The sequence below is a fragment of the Colwellia sp. Bg11-28 genome, assembly GCF_002836245.1.
In the GTDB taxonomy this organism is placed as follows: Bacteria; Pseudomonadota; Gammaproteobacteria; order Enterobacterales; family Alteromonadaceae; genus Colwellia; species Colwellia psychrerythraea_A.
This window is the reverse complement of sequence record NZ_PJBA01000018.1, coordinates 1-13,177: the sequence shown is the minus strand read 5'-3', so window position 1 is coordinate 13,177 and position 13,177 is coordinate 1. Positions and strand designations below refer to the sequence as shown.

Sequence of the window (13,177 nt, the reverse complement as noted above, 5' to 3'; positions counted from 1 at the left end):
AAATTACATTTAACCGTAAATTGTTGGTATCGCTTGTCTTTTATGTTGAGTTTTTTTATAAATATTGATGATGTGTTCGCTAACGGCAGTAGTGACCTGTTTACCTTCTAAAAAGTTATCTAACTGCTCATAGCTAATGCCTAAGGCATCTTCATCTGTTTTACCTGGCTCGAGCTCTTCCAAATCAGCAGTAGGGGCTTTGTCTACTAAGATACTTGGCGCACCAAGTTCCTTAGCAATGGCTCTAACTTGTCTCTTTGATAAACCAAAAAGTGGTGCTAAGTCGCATGCGCCATCACCCCATTTAGTGAAAAAACCCGTGATATTTTCTGCGCTATGATCTGTACCTATAACCAAAGCACCAATGATACCTGCAATATGATATTGACTTACCATACGTGCTCTAGCTTTCACATTACCTTTAGAAAAGTCAATTTGGGCATCGCTGGACGTCAATATTTGCGCTTTGCTCATTGCTTGTAATACTTCATGGTGAATACCGTCAGCACCAGCAAGTACGTTAGTTGTTAAACAATGACTCGGTTGAATAAAGTCTACCGCTTGTTGAGCATCATCTTCATCTGCTTGAATGCCGTAAGGCAAACGTACTGCAATAAATTGATAGTGTGTTTTATCTTCACCCTCATCTAGTTGTCCATTGAGTTCATTAACCGCAAGTTGAGCTAAGCGACCACAGGTTGAAGAGTCAACACCACCGCTAATTCCTAACACTAAATTAGTTAGTCCAGATTGCACTAGTTGCTTTTTGATAAAAGCAACACGGCGGTTTATTTCAAATTGAACATCAATTTCAGGTAAAACTTTCATTTCGGCAATGATAATTTGCTGATTCATAGAGTTTCCTAGCAAGGCTTGAGGGTAAAGTATCTAATTTCACTAGTTTAACAAAATTAAAAGCCAATTGGATATTGCTAAATTGCAATAAACACGCTGTAATAACTTTATTATTCTAATCAATACAACTTTAACTGACGAGCAACGCAGATGAAAAAAATAGAAGCGATTATTAAGCCATTTAAGATGGATGATGTAAGAGAAGCCCTTGGCGAAATTGGTGTTACCGGTATGACTGTTTCTGAGGTTAAAGGTTTTGGCCGTCAAAAAGGTCATACTGAGTTGTATCGAGGTGCTGAGTATATGGTCGATTTTTTACCTAAAGTAAAATTAGAAATCGTCATTGCTAAAGAAGATGTAGAGCGCTGTGTTAATGCTATTTTAGAAACGGCTCAAACTGGAAAAATTGGCGATGGTAAAATTTTCATTACTGATGTTGAACGTGTTATTCGTATCAGAACAGGTGAAGAGAACCGAGAAGCTATCTAATTTTAGCTTAACTATGTATTGCGACTGTAATATCGTTATAGTCGCACATCTCTTTGTTGTCTCAACTTTACTCGCCAAACAGATACTCCCATCCTATCAGTGAAAGCTGTATCTAAGTAAAACAATAACAATTCAGTTTATCCATTATATCAACTGAGCGATAATACTCAGGTGCTTTAAGTGTGCTGAAGCATAAAGTTTTTTATGACCATAAAAAAAGCTAAATTACCTAAGTAATTTAGCTTTTTATTTTACACTAACCTAAAGTTAGTTTCGGTTGCTCTAACTAGTTCATTAGTTTGTTATTTGGGTAGTTAGCGGCAAGTACTTGCAGCGCATTTTTCTTCAAATCTGCTAGACCCAACTTATCGTAACAATTAATCATAATCTCTAATGCTTGCTCTATTTCCGGGCTTGGCGAAAAGTATTCAACTACGTAACGAGCACGGTTAGCAGCGGAAGCATAAGCTTCACGTTTCACATAATATTTAGCAACAGCAATTTCATATTGCGCAAGGCGAGATTTTATTGAAATCATGCGTTTACGTGAATCTGCAGCATACTTACTGTCTGGGTAATCAGTGACTATGCTCTTAAAATCATTGAAAGCACTGCGTGAAGCCTCAGGATCACGATCGGAACGATCTATTCCCGCCAAATCTTGGAATAGGTTCTCTTCAGTAGATATATTGATAAGTGCACGCATGTAATAAACGTAATCAATATTGGAGTTATTGGGATTTAAACGTAAAAACCTATCGGCTAACGCAATGCCTTGTGCAGCATCACCGCTTTTATAATAAGCATAAATCAAATCAAGTTGTACTTGATGTGAAATAGGGCCAAAAGGAAAGCGAGAATCTATAGCGCCAAGTATTTGAATAGCTTTTTGGTATAACCCATTATCTAGGGCTGTCCGAGCATCAACAAATAGAGACTGTGCAGATTTATCTGGTACCTTGTCTATATCGTTTTCAGAAGAGGAACAACCAGTTAAGGCCAATGCTAGAACGGTCAAAATAATTTTTACTGTCAATTTATCCATGAAATTTATTATCGCTACTTTGTTTTAATTAAAATAAATATCAAACCATCGCGTAAACGGGTAAAATGCTTATATATTTAAGAATATGCATTCTACCCTAGCAATCTTACCTTGCACAGTGCAAATGGTAATTTGATTAATACGCTAGGTTTAATCGAGTTTAAAGAGAATTTAATGCCAGAAATCATCCAACATCAAGATATCGTACCTGAATCGTGTTTAGGTAAACGCTTTGACCAATCATTAGCGATAATGTTTCCTGATTATTCACGTTCGCGGATAAAAGATTGGATTTTAGCCGGACAAGTGAAAGTAAATGGAGACGTTCTCCTCATACCTCGTGAAAAAATGTATGGCGGCGAAGAGATTGATATCAATGCAAAAGTTGAAGCTGAGATACGTTTTGAAGCACAAAATATCCCGCTAAATATTGTTTATGAAGATGACTATATTTTAGTGATAAATAAACCAGCAGGTTTAGTTGTTCACCCTGGTGCAGGTAATCCGGATGGCACATTGCTTAATGCTTTGTTGCATCATTACCCGGCTCTTAATGTAGTTCCTAGAGCTGGTATTGTGCATCGTCTTGATAAAGATACTACTGGTTTAATGGTTGTAGCAAAGACTATTGCAGCACAAACCAACTTGGTTGATGCCTTACAATTACGTGAGATCACGCGCGAATATGAAGCGGTGGCAAACGGTGTGATGACAGCCGGCGGCTTAGTTGATGAGCCTATTGGACGCCATTCTACTAAGCGTACCCAAATGGCAGTCTCTTATATTGGCCGACCTTCAGTAACACATTACCGAGTTATGGAGAAATATCGTTTACATACACGTTTACGTTTACGTTTAGAAACAGGTAGAACACACCAAATTCGTGTTCATATGTCTCATATTACGCATCCGTTAGTCGGTGACCCTGTTTATGGCGGTCGTCCTCGTCCACCAAAGAATTCAACAGAAGCGTTATTAATGAAGTTACGTAGCTTCAAGCGTCAAGCATTACACGCGGCTATGTTATCTTTATTCCATCCTATAACAGGAGAGGAAATGACTTGGCATGCAGAACTACCTGAAGACTTTGTTGAGCTAATTGAGCTTCTTCAAGAAGATAACAAGCTTAATGCTCAAGACGAATACTAGTCATAGTAAACGGGCTCATTTTACCAACGCTACTGTTGAGTTGGTAAAATGGCCATTTAATTCATCATATTCTCTCGATGATAAAGTCCTCGCGTTACAAACAACACGTCTTTCCCCTCAGTTATCGCTAAATTCATCATTAACCCCATCGTTAAACGAACAAGTTTCATCAGCTTTTGGTGACTTTAATTTAGGTATGCATGTTGGTGATAACGCAGAGCGAGTTACCTACAATCGCAATGTGTTAAACCGTTTTATTAGCCAGCAGCTCTTCAATAAGACGGTAAAGTCAAATACACAACTAATTGATGAAGTAAAAATTCAGTGGCTAGAGCAAGTTCATGGTAATGAGGTAGTGACAATCACTAGCGTAGATGAACAAGCTAGGGTTGCTGATGCCAGCATTACTAGCCAAAAAAATATAGTTTTGGCTATAATGACAGCAGACTGCTTACCAATACTTTTAAGTCATAAAACGGGCAGTGAAGTTGCCGCAATCCATGGCGGTTGGCGTCCGCTAGTTGCAAATATTATTGCTAAAACAATAGCAAAGATGAATAGTCAGCCCTCTGATATTGTTGCTTGGCTTGGTCCATGTATTGGTCAGAATGCTTTTGAAGTAGGTAGCGAAGTAAAACTAGCATTTACTCAACTAGACATTGCTTTTGCTAATGCTTTTGTAAAGCAAGCCAATGGAAAATACCTAGCCGATTTACATCAAATTGCCCGACTACAGTTGGTCTCTTTAGGAGTCACTGTAATTACTAGTCTTGCAGAGTGTACCTACCAAGAAACAGAAAAATATTATTCATATAGAAGAAAGCAAATAACGGGTCGTATGGCGAGTCTTATTTGTAGACGTTAATGCTTGTGTGCATGAACTAAAGTAATAACGAACACCTTATTGACTTATATCAATCATATATCTGAAATTTCATTGAAAAATAATCTTTTAGCCTTATAACTTAACTATGTAATAGGGAAAGTTAGGAGAGTTAACATGCGATTAGATCGTTTTACCCAATCATTTCAAGAATCCATTGCCGATGCGCAATCACTTGCCCTTGGCAAAGACCATCAGTTCATTGAACCCGTTCATTTAATGATGGCGTTATTGAATCAAAACGGCAATTCTATCATTGCGTTATTGAAGAGTGCAGGTATTGATGTGCGCTCTTTACGTCAGAAACTAGATGAAGCTTTAAGCTCATTAGCACAAGTGCAAGACAGCGCTGGCGATGTACAACTATCAGCAGCTTCAGGGCGAATTTTAAATCTTTGCGATAAGCATGCGCAAAAAATGTCAGATAAATTCATTTCCTCAGAGATGTTTTTACTCGCGGTTATCGATGATAAAGGTCCTTTAGGTCAAATCCTGGCCGAATTAGGCGCAAACCAGCAACGGATAAAGTCGGCAATCGATCATGTACGAGGTGGTGAAAATGTTGACGATCAAAATGCAGAAGATGTTCGCCAGGCCCTAAATAAATATACGGTTGATTTAACAGAACTTGCTGAGCAGGGAAAACTTGATCCTGTTATCGGTCGAGATGATGAGATCCGCCGCACTTTGCAAGTATTACAACGACGTACTAAAAACAATCCAGTACTCATAGGGCAACCCGGTGTTGGTAAAACTGCCATTGTTGAAGGTTTAGCTCAGCGCATTGTGAATAATGAAGTGCCTGAAGGCTTGAAAAATAAGCGAGTTTTGTCACTAGATATGGGGTCTCTTGTTGCAGGAGCAAAATATCGAGGTGAGTTTGAAGAGCGTTTAAAAGCTGTTTTAAATGAATTGTCAAAAGAAGAAGGGCAAGTCATTCTCTTTATTGATGAATTGCACACTATGGTCGGTGCTGGAAAGTCAGATGGTGCTATGGATGCCGGTAATATGTTAAAACCAGCATTAGCACGTGGTGATTTACATTGTGTGGGGGCCACTACGCTTGATGAATATCGAAAGTATATTGAAAAAGATGCTGCACTTGAACGACGTTTTCAAAAAGTACTGGTAGAAGAGCCAAGTGTGGAAGATACCATTGCAATTTTACGTGGTTTAAAAGAACGTTATGAACTGCATCATTCGGTAAATATTACCGATCCAGCTATTGTCGCTGCCGCAACATTATCCCATCGCTATATTAGTGATCGACAATTACCGGATAAAGCGATTGATCTTATTGACGAGGCCGCCTCAAGTATTCGTTTACAGATGGACTCCAAACCAGAAGATTTAGATAGACTCGAACGACGGTTAATACAGTTAAAGCTTGAGCAAAGAGCATTAGAAAAGGATGAAGATGAGGCTACCATCAAGCGTTTGGCAATCATTTCTCAACAAATATCTGAAAAGCAGAAAAAGTATGATGAGTTAGATGAAGTTTGGACCACTGAAAAAGCAGCGCTTTATGGCGCTCATACGATAAAAGAAGAACTTGAACAAGCACGAATAGAACTTGAAGCGGCAAGACGAACTGGCGATTTAAATCGCATGTCTGAGCTGCAGTATGGAAAATTACCAGAGCTAGAAAAGCAATTAGATTTAGCAAGCCAAGCTGAAATGCAAGAAATGACTTTATTAGCCAATAAAGTTACTGAAGTTGAAATCGCCGATGTTCTTAGTCGCGCAACCGGTATTCCTGTTGCTAAAATGTTGGAGCAAGAGCGTGATAAATTATTACATATGGAAGATAACCTACACCAAAATGTAATTGGTCAACATGAAGCAGTAACCTCAGTGTCTAATGCGATTAGACGATCCCGTGCTGGTTTAAGCGATCCTAATCAGCCAATTGGTTCATTTTTATTCTTAGGCCCAACGGGTGTTGGTAAAACGGAGTTAACTAAAGCGCTTGCAGAGTTTTTATTTGACTCACAAGATGCTTTAATTCGTGTTGATATGTCAGAGTTTATGGAAAAACACTCGGTCGCACGTTTAGTGGGAGCTCCTCCTGGTTATGTTGGTTATGAAGAGGGTGGTTATCTAACCGAAGCAGTACGCAGAAAACCTTACTCAGTCATCTTACTTGATGAGATAGAAAAAGCTCACCCGGATGTCTTTAATATTTTATTACAAGTCTTAGATGATGGCAGATTAACTGATGGGCAAGGCAGAACAGTAGATTTTAAAAACACGGTTATCATCATGACCTCAAATATTGGCTCTGACATTATTCAAGAGTTAGCTGGTGAAAGTCAGTATCACCAGATGAAAGAAGAAGTAATGAATACATTAGGTCAGCATTTTAAACCTGAGTTTATTAATCGTGTCGATGAGTCAGTAGTATTCCATCCATTGGTTGCTGAACAAATCAAGAAAATTGCAAAAATACAAATTGAAGCGTTAGCAGACCGATTAATCGAGCAAGAGCTAAATTTAACTATAAATGAAGAAGCACTTTCACTCATTTCTGCGGCGGGATTCGACCCAATATTCGGTGCGAGACCACTGAAACGAGCAATACAGCAAGGTGTTGAAAACCCATTAGCCCAAAAGATACTCGGTAATGAATTTACTAAAGGCTGTATTATTGAAGTGAGTGTTGTAGAAGGACAATTAGCTTTTTCTGCTAAATCACCTCATTGATAACTTGAATAACAAGATTATTAGAACTATTACTTAGCGTTATTACTTAGTCCTACTGTGTTGTCAGTAGGACTAAGTTAATTTAGTTTTTCTACTTATTACAGTAAAGATTTTCGTGGTTTTTACTTAATGCCATCTTTTCTGATTTTTCGGGAGCGGTTAACGGACGACTACCTATAGTGCCATCACTCTTCTCTTCATTAATATGTATCTCATTCAACGAATTCAACATTTTGATATTAAGCCGAGCAGCTTTACAGTTTTTCTGATACGTAGCTTTATTTTGAGCTATAACATCATCTTGTTTTTGTTCTTGATCCATAACTTTCTGTTCTGCTGAATCTTCTTCAGCAATTAATTTTCTTTCTGCTTTCGATAATGCCTTATAAGATGAAATAGTACTAAATTCTCTATATTCATCACCTTTTGGGAGGTTTTGGCTAAAGTGCACTATGTTGTTTTCATCAACCCAGCGATAAATGGCTATTTCTTTTGCATTGACAAAGTTAACAACTGATGAGGTAAGTAGTACACCAGCTAAGCATACTGCAGTGAAAGATAATGCTTTTATTTTCATAGAAAAACCTTAATGATAACTTCTAAGTAATAGTAAAACGAATACTTAGCTCAAATACTGAGCCGATTTGGCTGTAAATTTGGCTGTAATAAGTATAGCCCTATTTTTATGATCATAAGCTAGCAAATTATTAATATAATAACAAATACTTAATATCACTGGCTTATTTATCAAAGTGTCAGCTTTTTTTACACTATCATTTTATTATGTTAAATAAATGTAACTTTATTGTTTATTTGGTGTTAGGTTGTTGTTTTTTAGTGTTAATTTTATTTGGGCGTGATTATTGCTTTGTATAATGCAATGTCGGCAAAGACTTATAAAGTCGTTGATTACTTTTTAAGTGATGCCGCTATTATTACAATAAAAATAAAACAGCCATATTATAAATAGGAAGTAACATGTTAAATAAATTAATTTTACGCGCTTTTTTGTCAATCTCTTTAGCGTTAAGTTTTGCTGGTGCAGCTAATGCAACATTAATCAGCCAAGATATTCTTTTTGATACTATCTCTGATGAAGTTGATGAATATGAAGTTATTGGCAATATAACTATTAACTTAGATACGATGGATGACTGGGGAACTGTAGAAGGAACTTGGCAATCATTTTCGTTTTTTGGTTATGAAGTTGATGCTTTTAACCCTGAATGGGATACATTTACAGCCGTAGTTGATGCGGATAATTTAACTGCAGGTTTGAATTACTTATACTTCGATGTAACTGTCTTTGCAGATCTTAGCTTTGCTGGTGTTATTGATGCTTTCGCTCCTGCTGAGGATAGCATTACCTTTTCTTTATTTAATAATGCTAATGAAGCTTTATACGATGCTGGTACTCTAGCTTTTGGTGATGTATCTGTTGTTCCTGCTCCTGCAACACTAGTGCTTTTCTTAACAGCTGTTGCTGGTTTAGCTTCTCGTCGTAAAAATAGCTAATTTGCATTTAATCTTATTTTCATACCAAGCAACTTTATTGCATAAGGTATAAAATGATAAAAAGGCTTTACTTCGGTAAGGCCTTTTTTATGAAGGTTATTTACTTGCTTAGTTCGATAGCGCTATTAACTTAGTTACCTATTTATCAATCAACTACTTCTTAGTTTCTTCCATCTCAATAATACTCAATCTTTCCTTAGTACTCTGCCGAACCAGCGAACCAGCGAACCAGTCAACCATAAATCATTCAACCTTCTACAATGCTTTTTTCTACCTCAATTCCAAGTATTACGAGTTAATCTGACTTTTCAGGTCCATATTGACAAGTCTGACAAAGGCTCTCTTTTAGCTTAAATTCAACATCAATTGACCGCACGTGGAAATAAGTAACTTAGCGATCAATTAAGGTATTAAAATACTCGTTAACGCCTCAGTAGCAGTAATGAAGGTCTCACTAGTAATTGAATGAACTGAATAGGGTACTGCTGTGTCATGTTATAGCTAATCTTATCCAGTAGAGAAGGGAAGTTATTAACAAAGGTTTGTATAGGGATCGTTGCATTGCTGCATTGTGAGAAGAGAGTGTCAATCGGGTTGAGCAGATAAGCTTTATAGAGTGAAAAGACAATGACCATAGGATTGGAGAGGATAATAAAAAGCCCCCTTAAATTATATTTAAGGGGGCTTTGTTTCTATTACTTAGCTAACTTACTCAATCAATGAGTTAATTTACTCTTTAATAAAAGGACTAACTAGTTTTTTAATTCAAGTACAGTTGTACCTTCAGCTTCACCATCAGCATTGAAGTACGTAACAGCACCCATATAGGTAGTACCTGTTGGCAAACCACGAGTTAATATACTGGTGTAGTTAAAGCGACCGTTGATTGCTCTTCTGCTTGAAATTACACGAGTAGTCTTTTCAGCCTGATCTGCAATCCAACCTACCATAGTATAATCAGTCTCTGTAGCATCACCGGTTGAGTAACCGTGGATCATAGTTACATAAACGTCACCAACATCAACATCTGCACGTGGTTCAGGGTTTGTTAGTACAACATCTTCGTTTGAACCACCGTTTAATGAGTTAGCTACCTGTGCACAACTCCATTTATCACAACGGTAAACGTATAAATCAAGATCGCTACCTTCTTCTGTGACTAGAGCATCAGATAAGCTAAAGCGTGCTACTTGTGTTCCTTCTGGAATATGGAACAAGTGGTAATTAGTACCAGCCCCTAAGAATTCAAATTCTTGTGCAGGATCAGCTTCAACAGTACCCGCTGTTCCAAATGGAGCGACTAAACCAGCATGTTTAATGCTTGTTCTACCAGAATAAAGCATTTTAACAGGGAAGCGGAAACGTCCACGGTTAAGGTCACCTGCGATTAGTTCAGGTACCTCAATTTGAACGCTTGGTATCGCTTTGATCGCTAGAGGTAAACGAACTGAATGACCAGCACCGTCTGTCCACGTGATTGCACCAAACTTCCATGCTTCAATTTCAGTAGCCTCAGTTTGACTAACCGTAATTGCAAAGCTAGCTTTCCCGCCTGCAGCAGCAACATCTAATGTTGAAGCTTCAGTTTCATCGCCGTTAGCATCAAAGGTTTGAACACTAATATCAAAACCAGCAGGGGCTTCAACTGTTGCAGTGTAAGACGAAGCGATTGGTGTTGCATTAGATACAGTTCTGAAAATTGTTTCAGGATCTAGTAACTCAGCAATAGCAATTGAAGCTAGGTTTAATTGACTAGCATCAGTACTAAAGCCTGCAGTTGCTAAGTCAGCACAACTTGTGTCGTAACCAGAAACAAAAGCTTCTTTGTCTTGACCACAAAGAAATGCTAAGTAATCAGCAAGATTAGTATCAAACAATAAACCTGGGTCTAAAGCAGAAACTGGAGCTACATGACCAGAACCAAAATCATATGGGTCTGCCTGGGTAGTACCATCTTCTTTAGTCAAGTTTTGACGAGCTGTTGTCATCATCGCTGATTTAATTTGCGCTGGAGACCATGAACTGTTTGATTCTTTAAACAGGGCAGCTAAACCGGCAATATGTGGGCTAGACATTGAAGTACCTTGCAGATACTTAAATGTTTCACCTTGAGTACCAAACATTGGTGCAGAAGTTGTTGCCGCCAATATTTTAACACCAGGAGCGGTAATATCAGGTTTGATAATATCGTAAGTATTTAAGTTTGGACCACGTGAAGAGAAATCAGCCATAGTATTGCCAACTTCTACCGCTTCACCCGCGGCTGTATTATCAGTAAATGCAACCGATGTACTTCCATCTTCAATACTTGCCGTTAACGATTGGCCATCAGCAAAAGAAATCATTGAACCTGTAATGATTACTGCAGGATCAGTTCCGCCCATAGAAAATGGAGATGTACCTTCTGTAGTATAAATAATAGCACCTACCGCACCTGCATTTTGTGCATTGAGAAACTTCTCAGTAAAAGCACAAGAGCCACGAGCAATAAGAGCAATTTTTCCGGCTAAATCTTCGCCGTTAGTCAATGGCGCATCATTACATGCTTGTACTGGTTCTGCTAACGCAAGTTCACCTGAAAGGCCTACAGTTGCTGGAGAAAATCCAGAGGGTACTGATAAGATTGAAGAGCCAGCTAAAGTGCCAGAAGTAATATCAAGCGCTTTACCAACAATAGCTGAAGTACCATTATAAGTAGATGCTGCTACACTTGTCACCCAAGGAGCTGGAGTACCGACAGTTTCTTTATCAGGACCATCATTACCAGCAGAAACAGCAACGAATACACCAGCAGCCGTTGCATTTAACATTGCTGCAGTAGCAGGTACTGTTAAATCTGTTCTGCTACCACCAATAGAATAGTTGATTACATCAACACCATCAGTAACTGCAGCGTCGATTGCCGCCATAGTATCGCCACCGAAACAACCCGCTTCATCACCGCCTTCAGGGTTTTTATAATCGCTGTTCCAACAAACTTTATAAGCAGCAATTCGTGCACGTGGCGCCATGCCTGAAACTGTACCTACCGGTGTACCAGAAAGCATAGCAGCTACACTTTCATTACCACCTGCTGTACTTGCAGTATGACTACCGTGACCATCAGCATCGCGAGGAGAATCAAATTCACCTAGGTCATATTGAATATCATATTGGCTACTAAAGCTTGAATCAAAATATTTTGCGCCAATTAATTTGTTATTACAGGCAAACTCTTCATCAGTCCCTGTATCACATGAACCCAACCAACCTAAGTCTGCAGGGTCTGAATAAGAACCATCGTCAGCAAAACTAGGGTTTTCAGGCCAAACACCTGTATCGATAACACCGATAATGACGCCTTCACCTTTAATATTCATGGCGTGTTGACCGCCAGCACCAGTTAAACCAAGAAATTCAGGAGTATTTGCAGTGTTAACTGTTTCTAATTTATCTTCATATACACCGATAACATCAGGGTGAGATTCTAACTGCGCTTTTTGCTTTGCATTTAACTTGGCAGTGAAACCATTATAAGTATGCTTGAAAGAATGCAAAATATTAATTGAATCAATACTGCTGGCAACTTGCTTTTGCTTATTCTCAAGCGCTTTAGTATACGCTTCCATTGCAGGAGTATGAGCGTTATAACGGTTTCCGGTAATAGCAACTAATTGGTTGGTAGGTAAAAGCTCGCCTATTTCTTGAGCTTGAGCAATTGCTGTCTTGCCTTTAAGTTGAACAATATAGCCAGTTGCTTTTTGTTTGGTATTAACTTCATTTCCCACAGATTTGAATTTACTGATATCACCTGAAACTTCATTGGCAAGAACAGTCGTGCTAGCAGTAGCTGTGATTGCTAAAGTAATCAGGCTCCGTACTAAGGATTTCTTAAAATGCATGTTTATCTCCGTTTTATTATTATGCCGTCGCTGTGTATATTTATTACACTTTCTTTATTTTCATTGATAAAGCGTCAATGAAAAATAGCGAGTCATTATTACAAGCAATAATAATGCCTTTGTTACAAAATTGTTAACATTAAAGCTGTGCGGCGATATTTGTGGGGTAATAGATACGTTTTTACAAATAAAAAAGTTAATTTTGTAAAATTTATTTACATAAATAGTTTAGATATCCTTATATATAACCATAATTCAAGTGATTTTTGGATGTATGAAATATGATTTTATTGCTATCTAGTTGTATTGTAGGGTTTTTTTGTTGATATTAAATGTGCTTATGCTTTGTTAATACTATGTAAAGAAATCTGACACATCGATAATGTGCGAGGATAATAACAGAGTTGCTGCTTTATTGTGCAAACGAACCGATAAGTGAAATTAGTGCTTGTGCTACCTCAAGAACTCTTTACAATGCGCTCCAGTTCCAAGGGGTTCACGCAAAATGAATCATCAACGAACTGTTTTGATACGTTATCTACTCGCTTTAGCGAGAAATAACGTAAGTTAACTTGAAGTTTTAAATGTTTTTAAAAGTAATTTAAAATAAACGTTGACATCAAAACTCGGAAGCGTATTATACGCCTCCTGCTTCGG

General features: G+C 38.0%; 9 protein-coding genes. 5 read left to right on the top strand and 4 right to left on the bottom strand.

The window, feature by feature from the left end; genetic code table 11:
* Nucleotides 1-9: 9 nt before the first annotated feature.
* Complete coding sequence (nadE, locus tag CXF79_RS17485) at nucleotides 10-855, bottom strand: ammonia-dependent NAD(+) synthetase (RefSeq protein WP_011044662.1); 846 nt, start codon at nucleotides 853-855, stop codon at nucleotides 10-12.
* Nucleotides 856-1,005: 150 nt separating this feature from the next.
* Between nadE and glnB the strand changes: the two genes are divergently transcribed.
* The gene (gene glnB, locus CXF79_RS17480) at nucleotides 1,006-1,344 is read left to right on the top strand and encodes a nitrogen regulatory protein P-II (RefSeq protein ID WP_011044661.1); all 339 of its coding nucleotides are present in this window, start codon (nucleotides 1,006-1,008) and stop codon (nucleotides 1,342-1,344) included.
* A 286-nt stretch (nucleotides 1,345-1,630) separates the two neighbouring features.
* Here the strand turns inward: glnB and CXF79_RS17475 are convergent, their stop codons facing one another.
* On the bottom strand, nucleotides 1,631-2,389 hold the full coding sequence (locus CXF79_RS17475; RefSeq protein WP_011044660.1) for an outer membrane protein assembly factor BamD: 759 nt from the start codon (nucleotides 2,387-2,389) through the stop codon (nucleotides 1,631-1,633).
* A 174-nt stretch (nucleotides 2,390-2,563) separates the two neighbouring features.
* Here CXF79_RS17475 and rluD point away from each other — a divergent pair, with 174 nt between their 5' ends.
* From rluD to clpB, 3 genes are all read left to right on the top strand, one after another.
* Nucleotides 2,564-3,538 carry a 23S rRNA pseudouridine(1911/1915/1917) synthase RluD gene (gene rluD / locus CXF79_RS17470; RefSeq protein WP_011044659.1) on the top strand — a complete coding sequence of 325 codons (975 nt, stop codon included), beginning with the start codon at nucleotides 2,564-2,566 and terminating at the stop codon, nucleotides 3,536-3,538.
* Entirely contained in the window at nucleotides 3,519-4,403 is an 885-nt protein-coding gene (pgeF, locus tag CXF79_RS17465; protein ID WP_101156842.1) for a peptidoglycan editing factor PgeF, read from the top strand. Before rluD ends, pgeF begins: the two co-directional genes overlap by 20 nt.
* Before the next feature lie 135 nt (nucleotides 4,404-4,538).
* Nucleotides 4,539-7,124, top strand: a complete 2,586-nt coding sequence (gene clpB, locus CXF79_RS17460; RefSeq protein WP_101156840.1) for an ATP-dependent chaperone ClpB — start codon at nucleotides 4,539-4,541, stop codon at nucleotides 7,122-7,124.
* A 91-nt stretch (nucleotides 7,125-7,215) separates the two neighbouring features.
* Here clpB and CXF79_RS17455 read toward each other — a convergent pair whose 3' ends face one another.
* On the bottom strand, nucleotides 7,216-7,701 hold the full coding sequence (locus CXF79_RS17455; protein ID WP_011044656.1) for a DUF4124 domain-containing protein: 486 nt from the start codon (nucleotides 7,699-7,701) through the stop codon (nucleotides 7,216-7,218).
* Nucleotides 7,702-8,102: 401 nt separating this feature from the next.
* Here CXF79_RS17455 and CXF79_RS17450 point away from each other — a divergent pair, with 401 nt between their 5' ends.
* Nucleotides 8,103-8,639: a PEP-CTERM sorting domain-containing protein gene (locus CXF79_RS17450; protein ID WP_101156837.1), complete on the top strand. Its 537-nt coding sequence runs from the start codon at nucleotides 8,103-8,105 to the stop codon at nucleotides 8,637-8,639.
* A gap of 752 nt (nucleotides 8,640-9,391) precedes the next feature.
* Here CXF79_RS17450 and CXF79_RS17445 read toward each other — a convergent pair.
* Entirely contained in the window at nucleotides 9,392-12,520 is a 3,129-nt protein-coding gene (locus CXF79_RS17445) for a S8 family serine peptidase (protein WP_101156835.1), read from the bottom strand.
* Between the last annotated feature and the right edge of the window lie 657 nt (nucleotides 12,521-13,177).